We start from the raw sequence: 15,078 nt of genomic DNA, 5'->3' as shown, positions 1-15,078 counted from the left end.
CGCGGATCGACCATCAGCGACAATTCACGGGTGCCACATTCGACTCGGGCAGCCGCTACGCGCCTGGTGGCATTCTTCGTGGCCGGGATGCGACTGGCGACCCTCGCACAGATGGCGCCGTCGCTGCTGACGGCGATGCCCGCGCTCTCCCGCGTCGACCACCCCTGGCTGACGGGGGCGAGCTGGATCCTGGCCACCGTCATGCTCGTCGCGATCGCTGCGATCACCCTGGTCACCCGGCGGCCGCCGGGAGTGACGTACGCCGTGCTCGACGTCGCCGTGGCCGTGGCGCTGCTGATCGTGGGGCTGTGGACGGTGCCGGTGGAGCTGCGTACGGGCACCTGGGTGGGGTTCCAGCTCGGCTATGCGCTGTGCGTGTCCTGCGGGCTCTCGGCCGTACGCTCGCGGTGGCTGTGGATGTTCCTGCTCGGCTCGCTGGCGGTCGCCGAGGCGGTCTACATCGCGCCGACCGTGGACGGCTGGGCCGACCTCACCGGTGCGCTGAGCACCTGCCTGACGCTGCTGGTGCTCGGGCCGCTGGCCTGGTTCGGCTGTCAGACGATCGTGCGGATCGGGACGGAGGCCGATGAGGCCCGGCGCTATGCCGCCGAGGCCGCCAAGGCCGAGGAGGAGCGTCGTGCCCGGCTCGCGATCCACAACGGCACCGCGATGATGCGGCTGCTCGTGGAGACCGACACCGCCGACGGCAACGGCGCGCTGCGGTCGCAGGCCGAGGTCGAGCTCAACCGGATGCGCGCCTATCTGAGCGGTCAGACCCCGCCTCCGGTGAGCGAGGCGACCAACCTGGCCGCGGTGGTCACCGCCGTCGGCGCGGAGTTCGACGACCTCCCGATCACGGTGGTCGCCGACCTCGCCCAGGACGTCGCGCTCCCGCGCGCGCTCGCCGACGACCTGGCCGCCGCAATGCGCAGCCTGCTCCTCAACGTACGTCAGCACGCGCGGGCGGGGCGGGTCGTCCTGCACGCCGCCGAGGACGAGGACGGCATCGGCTGGGAGGTCACCCTGCACGACGACGGCATCGGCTTCGACACCTCCGCGACCGACTACGGGGTCGGGCTGCGGGAGGTGGTCGTCGCGCAGCTCGCGCGCTCCGGCGTCGACGTCCAGATCAACAGCATCCGCGACCTCGGCACCACTGTCACGCTCGCGCAGACGACCGTCGCGGAGGTCTCGTGATGTCTGACGTGACCCCCGGACCGCGCTTCAGCCACGTGGACGACGCGACGGCGATGCGCGCCTCACTGAGTCTGCTCCTGCCCGATCTGAACTTCGTGTCCAGTCACGAGAACGTCGAGGACCTGCTCACCGCGCGGCCGGAGGCCGACGTGGTGATCCTCGACCTCCACCTCGCCAACACCGGCCAGCCCGACGCCTCACAGGGCACCACGGCCATCCGGCGCATCGTCGAGGCCGGCTACCGGGTCTGCGTCTACTCCCAGGAGGAGCGCCGGTTCGTGCTCGCGGCCTGCCTCGCCGCCGGGGCGACCGGCGTGGTCTCGAAGGCGGCCTCGCTGGCCGAAGCGGAGGCGGCGTTCCGCGCGGTGGCCGCCGATGAGCCGGTGATCCCCCCGGGTATCACCGGACTCATCGAGGTCCTCGTGCGCCGCCGCAGCATCACCGTGCTCACCCCGCGCCAGCGCGAGGTCCTCGCCCATCGCGCCCGCGGGCTGACGTACGCCGAGATGAGCCGGTCGATGTATCTGTCCGAGTCGACCTTGCGCGGCTACTGGATGGAGCTGGCCCAGCTGGTCTCGGAGTATCTGCGCGAGACCTCGCCCGGCGACATCGAGCACGCCCTCGGGCTGCGCCCGGGGGACCTGCTCGACCTCTGGCCAGGGTGAGCGCTAGCTGCTGATCCCGCTCCACTTCCACGAACCGTCGGTGCCGACCCGGGTGGAGGCGGAGAACGTCGTGCTGTGCCCGATCCCGCTGCTCTGGCGGATGCGCACGGCCTTGCCGGTCGTGGGGTTGATCAGCACGATGTCCTTGGCCGCGACCGCACCGTCGGCGTCGTAGCAGTTGTGCACCGACATGTACCGCCATCCGGTGCCGAGGCTGCGGACGACATACTTCTTCGCCTCCGCCGGGCGGTCGGGACGTACGACGATCTGCTCGAGCTTGTTGGTGCTCGGGTTGATCGAGTAGAGCAGGTTGTACATCACCCCGTTGTGGCTCGTCCACACGCCTGCGACGGTCGTCGTGCTCGGCAGGGTGACCGGCAGGTTCGTGACCGTGCCGAGGCGGGTGCCCGCGCTGGAGTACGAGAGCGCCGTCTGCTGCACGACGCCGGACGTCGTGACGCTGTAGACCGCCGTCGTCGGGCCGTTCACGACCTTCTTGGGGTTCCAGCCGGTCACCGCGGTGCCGTTGGAGCGGTAGAGCTGCGCGGCCTTTGTCTCGGACAGCACGGACTGCCCGTTGGTCCCGCCGATGGTCACGGTGCGGCCGGTGCCGTCGGTGCCGGGCACGATGTAGCTGGTCTTCCAGGTGGTCTCGTCACCGGCTCCGCCGATCTCGATCCACGCCCGCGGCGACCAGGTGACGGTGCCGGCGCTGCGGTAGTTGCTGGTCACCGTGCTGTTCTTGATGCCGCGCTTGCGGATGTAGCCACCGGCCTTGCCGTTGATCGAGCCGGAGCAGTTCACCGTGCCGGCCGCGGCGGCGGGCGAGCTCGCCGCTCCGAGCGCGGTGAGCGATCCGGCCAGCAGGGCCGTGCCAGCGATGGCGACCAGAGCTGAACGACGCTGTCGAGTCTTGATCTTCATGCCGCCGAGGGTATGGCCCGCGACCCGTTCAGCGGTCCCAACGAATCCGCACAGTTAGCGACTTCTTGACGTCCACTAACTGGGCGAAATCGTCCCATAACCTGGACGACGCACTTCGGATGGGTAGCGTGGCCGCCATGTTCACGAAGGTGTTGGTTGCCAACCGCGGCGAGATCGCGATCCGAGCTTTCCGCGCAGGCTTTGAACTCGGGGCCAAGACGGTCGCCGTCTTTCCCTACGAGGACCGGGGCTCAGAGCACCGGCTGAAGGCCGACGAGGCCTACCAGATCGGAGAGCTCGGTCACCCGATCCGGGCCTATCTCGATCCAGACGCGATCGTCGAGGTCGCCAAGCAGAGCGGCGCGGACGCCATCTACCCCGGCTACGGGTTCCTCTCCGAGAACCCGGCGCTGGCCGAGGCCTGCGCCCGGGCGGGGATCACGTTCATCGGACCGTCGGCGGAGGTCCTCACGCTCACCGGCAACAAGGCCACCGCGATCGCGGCGGCCAAGGCTGCCGGCGTACCGACCCTGCAGTCGGTCGAGCCGTCCACCGACGTCGACGCGCTCGTCTCCGCCGCTTCGGCCCTTCCCTACCCGCTGTTCGTGAAGGCGGTCGCGGGTGGCGGTGGTCGCGGGATGCGACGGGTCGACTCCCCCGACAAGCTGCGCGAGGCGGTCGAGACCTGCATGCGCGAGGGCGAGGCGGCCTTCGGTGACCCGACCGTCTTCATCGAGCAGGCCGTGGTCGAGCCGCGTCACATCGAGGTGCAGATCCTCGCCGACAGCACCGGTGAGGTGATCCACCTCTTCGAGCGTGACTGCTCGGTGCAGCGCCGCCACCAGAAGGTCGTCGAGATCGCCCCCGCCCCCAATCTCGACCCTGAGCTGCGGGAACGCATGTGCGCGGACGCGGTGCGGTTCGCCAAGGAGATCGGCTACTCCTGCGCCGGCACCGTCGAGTTCCTGCTCGACCCCGCGGGCAACTACGTCTTCATCGAGATGAACCCGCGCATCCAGGTCGAGCACACCGTGACCGAGGAGGTCACCGACGTCGACCTGGTGCGTTCGCAGATGCGGATCGCGTCCGGCGAGACGCTGGCCGACCTCGGGCTCACCCAGGACTCGGTGCAGCTGCGCGGCGCCGCGATGCAGTGCCGGATCACCACCGAGGACCCCGCCAACAACTTCCGGCCCGACACGGGCATGATCACCACCTACCGCTCCCCCGGCGGTGCCGGGATCCGGGTCGACGGCGGCACGACGTACGCCGGAGCCGAGGTCTCGCCCCACTTCGACTCGATGCTCGCCAAGCTCACCTGTCGCGGGCGCACCTTCGAGGACGCCGTCACCCGGGCCCGGCGGGCCGTGGCGGAGTTCCGCATCCGCGGCGTGGCGACGAACATCCCGTTCCTGCAGGCGCTGCTCGACGACCCCGACTTCATCTCGGGCTCGATCACGACCTCGTTCATCGAGACCCACCCGCAGCTGCTGACCGCGCGGGCCTCCGGTGACCGCGGCACCAAGCTGCTCACCTACCTGGCCGACGTGACCGTCAACCAGCCGCACGGCGCTGCGCCGGTCTCGCTGCACCCGGTCGAGAAGCTGCCGAAGCTCGACCTGTCGGTGGCTCCGCCAGCGGGCTCGCGCGATCTGCTTCGCGAGCTCGGGCCGGAGGGCTTCGCCGCCGCGCTGCGCTCCCAGGAGTCGGTCGCGGTCACCGACACCACCTTCCGCGACGCCCACCAGTCGCTGCTGGCGACCCGGGTCCGCACCACCGACCTGCTCGGCGTGGCCGGCCATGTCGCCCGGCTGACGCCGCAGCTGTGGTCGATGGAGGCATGGGGTGGCGCGACGTACGACGTGGCTCTCCGCTTCCTCTCCGAGGACCCGTGGGAGCGGCTGGCGCACCTGCGTGAGGCGATCCCGAACATCAACCTGCAGATGCTCCTGCGCGGTCGCAACACGGTGGGCTACACGCCCTACCCGACCGAGGTCACCGACGCGTTCGTCTCGGAGGCCGCCGAGACCGGGATCGACGTGTTCCGGATCTTCGACGCGCTCAACGACGTGTCCCAGATGAGGCCCGCGATCGACGCGGTGCGGGCGACCGGGACGTCCGTCGCCGAGGTGGCGCTCTGCTACACCGGCGACCTCTCCTCGCCCGACGAGAAGCTCTACACGCTCGACTACTACCTGCGGCTGGCCGAGGAGATCGTCTCGGCTGGGGCACACGTACTGGCGATCAAGGACATGGCCGGGCTGCTGCGGGCGCCCGCCGCGCGCACCCTGGTGACCGCGCTCCGGGAGCGGTTCGACCTGCCGGTCCACCTGCACACCCACGACACCGCCGGTGGCCAGCTGGCCACGCTGACGGCCGCGATCGAGGCCGGTGTCGACGCCGTCGACGCCGCGACCGCGTCGATGGCCGGCACCACCTCCCAGCCGCCGCTCTCCTCGCTGGTGGCGGCGACCGACCACACCTCGCGTGCCACTGGCCTGTCGTTGGCGGCGGTCAACTCGCTCGAGCCCTACTGGGAGGCCGTACGCCGCGTCTACGCGCCGTTCGAGTCCGGACTGCCCGCGCCGACCGGCCGGGTCTACCGCCACGAGATCCCGGGCGGCCAGCTCTCCAACCTGCGCCAGCAGGCGATCGCGCTCGGACTGGGCGAGAAGTTCGAGCAGATCGAGGACATGTACGCCGCGGCCAACCAGATCCTCGGCCGCGTCCCCAAGGTCACGCCATCGTCCAAGGTCATCGGCGACCTGGCTCTGTCGTTGGTCGCGGCCGGTGCCGACCCGGCCGCGTTCGAGGCCGACCCGGCTGCGTACGACATCCCGGGCTCGGTCATCGGGTTCCTCAACGGGGAGCTCGGTGACCCGCCGGGCGGCTGGCCCGAGCCGTTCCGCAGCAAGGCGACCGCGGGACGCACCTGGAAGGCGGCGTCGCCGACGCTGTCGGCCGAGGACGCCGCCGGGCTCGCCTCCGACCGCCGTGGGACGCTCAACCGGCTGCTCTTCCCCGGACCGACGAAGGACTTCGCCGAGGCCCGCTCGAAGTGGGGCGACGTATCGGTGATCTCGACGCTCGACTACCTCTACGGTCTACGCGAGGGCGAGGAACACATCGTCGAGCTCTCCGAGGGCAAGACGGTCATCTTCGGGCTCACCGCCGTCTCCGAGCCCGACGAGCGCGGCATCCGCACCGTCATGGCGACGATCAACGGCCACCTGCGCCCGATCGGGGTACGTGACCGCTCCGTCGCCGCCGAGGTCGCCGCCGCCGAGAAGGCCGACCCCGCCGTTCCCGGCCAGGTCGCCGCGCCGTTCCAGGGCGTCGTCACCATCTCGGTCGCGGCCGGTGAGTCGGTCAAGGCCGGCGACACCGTCGCCACCATCGAGGCCATGAAGATGGAGGCCGCCATCACCGCCCCCGTCGACGGCACCGTCTCCCGCCTCGCCTTCTCCGCCACCCAGGCCGTCGACGGCGGCGACCTGGTGCTCGTCCTCGACTGAGCCGAGACGTCAGCCGCGTCGGCCGAGATGGCACCTAAGTGCCATCTCGGCCGATGCGCGCGCCTTCTCGGCAGGTCAGACCGCTGCGTACGCCTCGACCCAGTCCTCCGCACGCAGGTCCCGCGGCAGCACCGGGGCCTGAGATCGTCGGCGTCGCCGGGCGATCCGGCCGGCGAGCGCCGCGGGGACGCCGTTACGGCGCAGGATCTCGGCGGCCCCACGGCCTCGGCTGCTGAAGACCGTGGCCACCCACGACTGGAAGTCGCGGAGCTCCGACTCGGGCAGCAGCGGCTCACGACGACGGTCGATGAGCAGCAGCCCGCCGTCGACGTTCGGCCGCGGCCGGAAGGCGGTCGACGGGACGCGGCGGTCAAGGGTGAAGGTGAACCACGGCCACCACTGCGCGGTCAGCTGGGTCGTGCCGCCGACGCCCGCGCGCTTGCGGGCGACCTCCCACTGGGTGAGAAGCACGGCATGGCGCCACGTCGTCGAGGCGAGCAGGTGGCGCAGGATCGGCGTGGTCAGGTGGAACGGGACGTTGGAGACGACGACCGCGTCCTGCGGTGGCGCGTGACGCAGGATGTCGCCCTCGGCGATGCACACGTGAGGTCCGGTCCGTCGGCGCAGCTCGGCGGCTCGGCGGGAGTCGATCTCGACCCCCTCCAGCGGACGGTCCAGCTCGGCCAGCGCCAGGGTGACGGCACCGTTGCCGGTGCCCCACTCCACCAGCGGACCCTGCCGCTGCGAGACGAGATGGACGATGCGGTCGAGTACCGACCTGTCGGTGAGAAAGTTCTGGCCGAGCTCGTGCCGGCCAGGGCGTACGTCGGGCATGGATGCTCCTCGAGACAGAAGGAGCCGGGCGGCATGCGGGTAGCACTCGGAGCCGCCCGGCAGGGTTGCCAGGTGGCGGCGCGAATGCGACGAGTGCTTCGGTGGGATCCGCGCCGTCAGCGGCGGCGGATCCGAACGATCATCGTCATGCAGCAGTTACCCATGGCGCTCACGCTAGCGAAGCCGTGGCGCTGCTCGCACACCGTTTTCGAGTGCCATCTCGGCCGACGCAAGTGACGTCTCGGCCGACGTACGCGACTACTCGACGTGGTGGAGGCGGCGGGCGACCTCGGCGGTGGAGCCGGAGATCGAGGGGTAGACGGTGAAGGTGTTGGCGATCTGGTCGACGGTGAGGCCGGTGGAGACGGCGAGCGCGATCGGGTGGATGAGCTCCGACGCGCGCGGGCCGACCACGACGCCGCCGATGACGACGCCGGTGCCGGGGCGGGAGATGAGCTTGACGAAGCCGTCGGCGATGCCTTGCATCTTGGCCCGCGGGTTGCCCTTGAGGTCGAGGCGCAGGGTGTCGGCGACGACCTCGCCCGAGTCGACCTGCGCCTGCGAGTAGCCGACCGTGGCGATCTCCGGCGAGGTGAAGACGTTGGCCGCGACCTCCTTGAGGTCCATCGGGATGACCGCGTCGCCGAGGAAGTGGCGCATCGCGATCCGCCCGGCCATGGCGGCCGTCGAGGCGAGCATGAAGCCACCGGTGCAGTCGCCGGCTGCGTACACGCCGTAGGCGGAGGTACGCGACACCTTGTCGGTGCGGATGAACCCGCCCTTGTCGAGCTCGATGCCGGCCTCCTCGAGGCCGAGGCCCTCGGTGTTGGGGATCGAGCCGAGCGCGAGGACGCAGTGGCTGCCGGTGACCTCGCGGCCGTCGGTCAGCTTGACGGTGACGACGTCGCCGGAGCGGGTCACCGACTCCATCCGCGACTTGCTGAGGATGTTCATCCCCTGCCGCTCGAGTACGTCCTGGAGGACCGTCGCCGCATCGGCGTCCTCGCCAGGGAGAACACGGTCGCGCGAGGAGACCAGGGTGACCTGGGAGCCTAGGTTGAGGTAGGCGTTGGCGAACTCCACACCCGTGACACCCGAGCCCACGACGATCATGTGCGAGGGCAGGTCGTCGAGGTCGTAGACCTGCTCCCAGGTCAGGATCCGCTCGCCGTCGGGCTGGGCAGTGGGCAGCACCCGCGGCCGGGCACCGGTGGCGATCAGGACCGCGTCGTTCTCGATCGCCTCCTCGGTGCCGTCCTGGGCCCGGGTCGCGATCACCTGACGCTTGTCGGCGTCGATGCGCCCGGTGCCCTTGACGATGCGGATCCCGCGGCGGGTCAGCCGGTTCTCGATGTCGCTCGACTGCGCGAGCGCGAGCGACTTGACGCGCTTGTTGACCAGCTCGAGGTCGGCGTAGAGCTCGGTGGCGGGGTCGCCGTGGTGGTCGCGGAAGTTGATGCCCAGGTCGCGGGCGAGCGTCATGTCCGACATCAGCTCGGAGGTGGCGATCAGGGTCTTGCTCGGCACGCAGTCGGTGAGCACCGCGCTGCCGCCGAGGCCGTCACGGTCGACGACCGTGACCTCCGCCCCGAGCTGCTGCGCGACCAGCGCCGCCTCGTATCCGCCTGGACCCCCACCAATGATCGTCACCCGCGCCATGGGCCGCATTCTTCCACGCGCCCCGGAGCGGCAGACTCAGCCCATCGTCTTCTGACCGTCGATGGTCTCCCGGATGATGTCGGCGTGGCCGGCGTGCTGGGCGGTCTCGGCCAGGATGTGGGCGAGGGCGCGGCGGTTGGACCAACGCGCGCCGGCCTCGAACCACGGGGCCTCGGGAAGGGCGTGGTCCGCGTCGAGGTCGACGGTCCGGATCAGCTCGTCGGTGGCGGCGGCCACGTCCTCGTACGCCTTGAGCACGCCCTCCAGCGTCTCGTGCTCGGCGAGCACGAAGTCGGCGGCGAACTCGGCGTACTTCTCCGGGGTGAGCTCCTGCGCCACGGCGCCACGGACGATGAAGTCGGCCCAGCCCCGCTCGCCGGCCGTCACGTGCTTGACCAGACCGCCGAGGCTGAGCACGGAGGCGGTCGGGGTGAGCCTGGCCTGCTCGTCGGTCAGGTTGCGGACGGCGTAGCGCAGGAAGCCGCGGTGCTTGGCCAGGGTCTCGAGCAGGTCGGTGCGCTCACGGGACAGGGTGGCGGTGGCGCTGGTCTTCATGGCGCTGGCGGCGGTTGCGGTCATGACATGGACTCCTTGGTGGTGTTTCCCTCTGACACCGACAACGCTATGAGCCGTTCAGGTCAGTTTCTGTCCGCATTGGACCGGGGGCTGGAAAAGACTCGCCGGCGATTACCCTGCTGGGATGACCAGCCCTGCCAACCCGACCCGGAGCGACGCGGTCCGCAACCGTGACCTCCTGGTCACCGCCGCCCGCGAGGTGCTCGCCGAGCAGGGTCTGGACGCGCCGATGTCGGCGGTCGCCAAGCGCGCCGGCGTCGGCCAGGGCACCCTCTACCGGCACTTCCCCGACCGGCTCACCCTGGCCACCGCGGTGCTGGAGGAGAACGTACGCGACATCGAGCAGGTCGCCGCCCGCCCCGATGCGACGCTGGCCGATGTGCTCGGCGTCGTCACCTGGCAGATGATCCACTCGACCGCGTTCGTCGGCATCATCCGGCTCAGCGACGAGGAGAGCTCCCGCTTCCTGGCCGATCGGGTACGCACCGCCATCGACGGGCTCCCCCGGGAGACCTACGACACCGACGACCTCATGCTCGCCGTCGCGATGGTCTCCGGCGGGGTGCACGGGCCGACCCCGGAGACGCGCGAGACCGCCGCCCGCCGGGCGTGGGGCCTGCTCGGGATCGAGATCGGTCCGGTCACGCCGGGCGTCTGAGGTCCCGGGCTCTAGGCGGCCGACCAGCCGCCGTCGGAGGCGACCACGGCTCCGTTGATGTTCACCGAGTCGCGCGAGAGCAGGAACGTGATCGACGCGGCGAGCTCGTCGGCGGTGGCGATCCCCGGGATCGCGACGCGCATCCCGGCCGTCCGGGACGAGCCGTAGGGCGCGCCCTCGGGTACGTGGATCCCGGTCGCGACCGCACCGGGAGCGAGCGCGTTGATGCGTACGCCGGTCCCCGCGTACTGGAACGCCGCCGACTTCGTCAGACCGACGAGGGCGTGCTTCGAGGTCGTGTACGCAGCACCGGCGGCCGAGCCGCGGAGCCCGGCCTCGGAGACGACGTTGACGATCCTGCCCTCACCCGCGGCGAGCATCCCGGGCAGCACCGCGCGCATCAGCCGCATCGGCCCGTCGACGTTGACCGACATGCAGCGGGCCCAGATCGTGTCGTCGATCTCGTGCGGGGCGGCGTCGTCGTCCATCACACCGGCGACGTTGGCCAGCGCGTCGATGCGCTCGCCGGCGGCGGCCACGACGGCGGCTGCGGTCTCCGGCGCGGTGATGTCCGCGGCCAGCGCGAGGAACCTCTCGCCCAGCTCGCTCGCGGTCGTGGACAGCTTCTCGGCCGAGACGTCGATGCCAACCACCCGTCCGCCCTCGCCGACGATGCGGGCCGCGACGGCCTTCCCGATCCCGCCCGCGGCCCCGGTCACCACCACGGTCTGGCCGGCGAACCGGCCGCCGGTGAGCACCTCGGTCCAGGGCTGGGGCGAGCCGATCTCGATGCCCAGGTCGGCCGCGGGCTCGGCGGGCGCGCTCGCCGGAGCGGCGTCGACGGTCGGCACGCCGTCGGGGATCACGCCGGTCTCGGCGACACCGACCAGCAGCCCGACGACCTCGGCCGGGAACCTGCCGCCGGACATCTCGACGAGCTTGTCCAGCGGCAGCCCGAGCGCGGGCGCGAGCGCCTCCTCGGTGCCGCCGCCGGCCGCGATGATGCCGCGCAGGACCTTGCCTGCCACCGGATGGGCCAGGAAGCTGCGTACGGGCGAGGAGGGGGTGAGGGTCGACATGGCGGCGGCCTTTCGTCGGAGGCGATCCGGACACGCTTGTCCGTTTCGGCTATCGTAACCGCGAATGCCGCTCGGGGCACTTCGCGACCCTCGTCGGCGCACCGGGCAGACCCCACCCCACGAGAGGAGCCGCGCCATGACCCTGCCGCGCTGCGAGAACCCGGTCACCCCCGAGCGCGCTGCCCAGATCAAGGCAACGCAGATCAGGGAGCGCTACACCGCCGAGCGCGAGCGCCGCGTGCGTCCCGACGGATCCGCGCAGTATCGGCCCACCGAGGCCGAGTTCGGCTACTTCGCCGAGGACCCCTACACCGAGCGCGCCGAGCGCGAGCCGGTCCGCGACGTCGTCGACGTGGCGGTCGTCGGCGGTGGCTTCGGCGGCATCCTCGCAGGCGCGCGGCTGCGCCAGCAGGACATCGGGTCGGTGCGCATCGTCGAGAAGGGCGGCGACTTCGGCGGCACCTGGTACTGGAACCGCTACCCCGGCATCCACTGCGACATCGACGCGGCGGTCTACCTGCCGCTGCTCGAGGAGACCGGCTACATCCCACGCTGGAAGTACGCCCCGGGCGAGGAGATCCGGCAGCACGCCGTACGCATCGCCGAGAAGTTCGACCTCTACGAGAACGCGCTCTTCTCGACCGCCGTGACCTCGCTGACCTGGGACGACGCCGACCAGCGCTGGCTGGTGACCACCGACCGCGGCGACGAGTTCCGGGCGACGTACGTCATCACCGCGACCGGCACCCTGACCGAGCCGAAGCTGCCCGGCATCCCCGGGATCGAGTCGTTCGCGGGGCACACCTTCCACACCTCGCGCTGGGACTACGGCTACACCGGCGGCACCGCCGAGGGCGGCATGACCGGCCTGGCCGGCCGGAAAGTCGGCATCGTCGGCACCGGCGCGACCGGCATCCAGGCGGTGCCGATGCTCGCCGAGGACGCCGAGCACCTCTACGTCTTCCAGCGCACCCCCTCCACCGTCGGCGTACGCGGCCAGCGCCCGCTCACCGCCGCCGACCTCGGCGCGGACCGCCCCGGCTGGGCCACCGAGCGCCGCGAGAACTTCCTGCGGCTCGTCTCCGGCGAGGCCGTCCCGGGCGTCGACGAGGACCTCGTGGACGACGCCTGGACCGAGTCGGCGGCGCTGCTCGAGAAGCTGCTGCCGAGTTTCCGCCGCGACGGGGCCGGCCAGGGCAACGAGGAGTTCGAGGCCGCGTACGAGGCCCTCGACCACGCCACCATGGAGCGGATCCGCGCCCGGGTCACCGAGATCGTCGAGGACCCGGCGACCGCGTCGGCGCTTCAGCCCTGGTATCGCTACGCCTGCAAGCGGCCGACGTTCTCCGACAGGTATCTGCCCGCGTTCAACCGCGACAACGTCACCCTCGTCGACACCGCCGACTCCCACGGCATCGAGCGGATGACCGAGCGTGGTGTGGTCGTGGACGGCGTCGAGTACGAGGTCGACGCGCTGGTCTTCGCGACCGGGTTCTCCGTCGGTGTCTCGGGGATCACCTCGGGGAGGCTGCCGGTGACGGGTCGCGACGGCCTACAGCTCCTCCATGCCTGGGCGCAGGAGGGCCCGCGGTCGCTGCACGGCTTCGCGTCCAGCGGGTTCCCCAACCTGCTCAAGATGGGCTCGCTCCACAACGCCAGCAGCGTGAACTTCAGCCACATCCTCGACGAGCAGGCCGTCCACGCCGCCGCGCTGGTGGTCGCCGCCGAGACCCGCGGCGCTCTCGTCGAGCCGTCCCGCGAGGCCGAGGACGCCTGGGCGCGCCGGATCGCCGAAGGTGCGCCTCGGCATGCCTGGTTCCACGCCGAGTGCACGCCGGGCTACTACAACGCCGAGGGCGCCGGCCGGCCCGACGTCCCCACCGGCTACCCAGGCTCCGCCGTCGCCTTCCACGAGGAGCTCCGCGCCTGGCGCGAGACCTCCATCGACGAAGCGCTCACCGTGCCCCGGACGTGAAGAGGCCCGGGGATGCGATACGTACGCGTCCCCGGGCCTCTCTCAGCCGGTCAGAGGTTGATCATGTGACCCGCGATGCCCTCGATGGCTTCCTTCATCGCCTCCGACAGCGTCGGGTGGGCGAAGACGTTGCGGGCGACCTCGTCGGCGGTCAGGTCCCACTGCTGGGCGAGCGTCAGCGCGGGCAGCAGCTCGGTGACCTCGGGGCCGATCATGTGGGCGCCGAGGATCTCGTTGTGCTCGGCGTCGGCGACGATCTTCACGAAGCCGACGCCCTCGGCCATGCCGCGGGCCTTGCCGTTGGCGGAGAACGGGAAGGACGAGGTCTTGACGTCGTAGCCCTTCTCCTTGGCCTGCGCCTCGGAGTAGCCGAACGAGGCGATCTGCGGCTGGCAGAACGTCGCGCGCGGGATCATGTCGAAGTTGATCTCCATGGTCTCGGCGTCGGCGATGGTCTCGGCGGCGACGACACCCATCGCCTCAGCGGTGTGGGCGAGCATCAGCTTGCCGGTGCAGTCACCGATGGCGTAGATGCCCTCGACGTTGGTGCGGCCACGGGCGTCGACTGCGATCGCGCCCCGGTCGGTGAGCTCGACGCCGGCGTTCTCGAGGCCGAAGCCCTCGACCCGCGGCGCGAACCCGAAGGCGGCCAAGAACTTGTCGGCCTCGAGGACCTGCTCCTCGCCGCCGGCAGCCGGAGCCACCCTGACCTTCACGCCCGAGCCGGTGTCCTCGGCGCCCTTGACGGCGGTCGAGAGCAGCACGTTGACGCCGAGCTTCTTGTACTGGCGCAGCAGCTCCTTGGACACGTCGGCGTCCTCGGTCGGCACCATCCGGTCGAGGAACTCCACGATCGTGACGTCCACGCCGAAGTTCTTCAGCACGTAGGCGAACTCGACGCCGATCGCGCCCGAGCCGCCGATGATGATCGAGCTCGGCAGCTGCTCGGTGAGGATCTGCTCCTCGTACGTCACGATGTTCTGCCCGTTGGGCACGACACCCGGGACCGAGCGGACGGTCGCGCCGGTGCCGATGATCAGGTTGTCGAAGGTGTAGTCGGTCGAGGCGCCGTCCTTGCCCTTGACGGCGATCGACTTCGGCCCGGAGATGGTGCCCCAGCCGTCGATCTCGGTGATCTTGTTCTTCTTCATCAGGTAGTGCACGCCCTTGGCGCTCGCGTCCGCGACGCCGCGGCTGCGCTTCCAGGTCGCGCCGAAGTCCATGGTCGCGTCACCCGAGATCCCGAAGGTCTTCTTCTCGTGGGTGATGATGTGCGCGATCTCTGCGTTGCGCAGCAACGCCTTGGACGGGATGCACCCGACGTTGAGGCAGACACCGCCCCAGTACTTGTCTTCGACGACGGCGACGGACTTGCCGAGCTGAGCGGCACGGATGGCGGCGACGTAGCCACCGGGGCCAGCGCCGAGGACGAGAACATCAAAGTGGGTCACGTACCCAAGGGTAGACCGCCAATAACAGATAGATCCCAAGCGGGTGAGGACTGGGCGGTAACCTCGTGACCCGTGACTCTCTATGCGGCCTATGGCGTCAATCTCGACCCGGCGCGGATGAGTGAGCGGTGCCCGCATTCGCCGTTGCGTACGACCGGGTGGCTGGGCGGTTGGCGACTCACCTTCGGGGGCGAGGACAACGTGCTCGGCGACGGACCGACGGCCACGATCGTCCAGGACCCGTTCGAGCAGGTCTTCGTCGCGGTCTACGACGTCGTGGACCAGGACATGGAAGCCCTGGAGAAGTGGGAGCTGGCCGACATCGGCCTCTACTTCAAGACCAAGGTGCGGATCTCCGCGCTCGCCGAGGACCTGCTCTGCGAGACCTATGTCCTGGACACGTACGAAGGTGGCATCCCGGACGCCCGCCACCTGGGCGCGCTGGCCGATGCCGCCGAGGCGGCCGGGGCACCGGCCGACTACGTGCACGCGCTGCGTACGCGGCCGTGCCGGTCCAACGACTGAGCCGGTCCGGGCAGGTCTAA

12 protein-coding genes are annotated in these 15,078 nt (G+C 70.6%); 6 read left to right on the top strand and 6 right to left on the bottom strand.

Annotated elements, in window-relative coordinates; translation table 11 throughout:
* The first annotated feature begins 30 nt into the window (after positions 1-30).
* Complete coding sequence (locus OG801_RS19875) at positions 31-1,197, top strand: hypothetical protein (protein WP_406030782.1); 1,167 nt, start codon at positions 31-33, stop codon at positions 1,195-1,197.
* Positions 1,197-1,862 (top strand): hypothetical protein, encoded by a 666-nt coding sequence (locus OG801_RS19870; protein ID WP_406030780.1) that lies wholly within the window; start codon positions 1,197-1,199, stop codon positions 1,860-1,862. The genes OG801_RS19875 and OG801_RS19870 overlap by 1 nt, the downstream gene beginning before the upstream one ends.
* A gap of 3 nt (positions 1,863-1,865) precedes the next feature.
* Here the strand turns inward: OG801_RS19870 and OG801_RS19865 are convergent, their stop codons facing one another.
* Positions 1,866-2,786: a hypothetical protein gene (locus tag OG801_RS19865; RefSeq protein WP_355019748.1), complete on the bottom strand. Its 921-nt coding sequence runs from the start codon at positions 2,784-2,786 to the stop codon at positions 1,866-1,868.
* 137 nt (positions 2,787-2,923) lie between these two features.
* Between OG801_RS19865 and OG801_RS19860 the strand changes: the two genes are divergently transcribed.
* Entirely contained in the window at positions 2,924-6,301 is a 3,378-nt protein-coding gene (locus OG801_RS19860) for a pyruvate carboxylase (RefSeq protein WP_406030778.1), read from the top strand.
* 75 nt (positions 6,302-6,376) lie between these two features.
* Here OG801_RS19860 and erm read toward each other — a convergent pair whose 3' ends face one another.
* The 3 genes from erm to OG801_RS19845 form a co-directional block, all read right to left on the bottom strand.
* Positions 6,377-7,135 carry a 23S ribosomal RNA methyltransferase Erm gene (erm, locus tag OG801_RS19855; protein ID WP_406030776.1) on the bottom strand — a complete coding sequence of 253 codons (759 nt, stop codon included), beginning with the start codon at positions 7,133-7,135 and terminating at the stop codon, positions 6,377-6,379.
* A gap of 258 nt (positions 7,136-7,393) precedes the next feature.
* Positions 7,394-8,794 (bottom strand): NAD(P)H-quinone dehydrogenase, encoded by a 1,401-nt coding sequence (locus OG801_RS19850; RefSeq protein WP_406030774.1) that lies wholly within the window; start codon positions 8,792-8,794, stop codon positions 7,394-7,396.
* A gap of 36 nt (positions 8,795-8,830) precedes the next feature.
* Positions 8,831-9,373 carry a DinB family protein gene (locus OG801_RS19845; RefSeq protein ID WP_355019744.1) on the bottom strand — a complete coding sequence of 181 codons (543 nt, stop codon included), beginning with the start codon at positions 9,371-9,373 and terminating at the stop codon, positions 8,831-8,833.
* A gap of 121 nt (positions 9,374-9,494) precedes the next feature.
* Between OG801_RS19845 and OG801_RS19840 the strand changes: the two genes are divergently transcribed.
* Positions 9,495-10,028: a TetR/AcrR family transcriptional regulator gene (locus OG801_RS19840; protein WP_406030772.1), complete on the top strand. Its 534-nt coding sequence runs from the start codon at positions 9,495-9,497 to the stop codon at positions 10,026-10,028.
* 11 nt (positions 10,029-10,039) lie between these two features.
* Here OG801_RS19840 and OG801_RS19835 read toward each other — a convergent pair whose 3' ends face one another.
* Positions 10,040-11,107 carry an SDR family NAD(P)-dependent oxidoreductase gene (locus OG801_RS19835; RefSeq protein WP_406030770.1) on the bottom strand — a complete coding sequence of 356 codons (1,068 nt, stop codon included), beginning with the start codon at positions 11,105-11,107 and terminating at the stop codon, positions 10,040-10,042.
* Positions 11,108-11,243: 136 nt separating this feature from the next.
* Here OG801_RS19835 and OG801_RS19830 point away from each other — a divergent pair, with 136 nt between their 5' ends.
* Positions 11,244-13,082, top strand: a complete 1,839-nt coding sequence (locus tag OG801_RS19830; RefSeq protein WP_406030768.1) for a flavin-containing monooxygenase — start codon at positions 11,244-11,246, stop codon at positions 13,080-13,082.
* A gap of 50 nt (positions 13,083-13,132) precedes the next feature.
* On the opposite strand, the gene lpdA is transcribed toward OG801_RS19830, so the two are convergent.
* The gene (gene lpdA, locus OG801_RS19825; RefSeq protein WP_406030766.1) at positions 13,133-14,533 is read right to left on the bottom strand and encodes a dihydrolipoyl dehydrogenase; all 1,401 of its coding nucleotides are present in this window, start codon (positions 14,531-14,533) and stop codon (positions 13,133-13,135) included.
* Positions 14,534-14,605: 72 nt separating this feature from the next.
* On the opposite strand from lpdA, the gene OG801_RS19820 reads away from it, so the two are divergent.
* The gene (locus tag OG801_RS19820) at positions 14,606-15,058 is read left to right on the top strand and encodes a gamma-glutamylcyclotransferase family protein (RefSeq protein ID WP_355019727.1); all 453 of its coding nucleotides are present in this window, start codon (positions 14,606-14,608) and stop codon (positions 15,056-15,058) included.
* The last annotated feature ends 20 nt before the right edge of the window (positions 15,059-15,078 follow it).

It is taken from the genome of Nocardioides sp. NBC_00163, assembly GCF_045206295.1.
Lineage (GTDB): Bacteria > Actinomycetota > Actinomycetes > Propionibacteriales > Nocardioidaceae > Nocardioides.
This window is presented reverse-complemented; position numbering and strand designations above follow the sequence as displayed.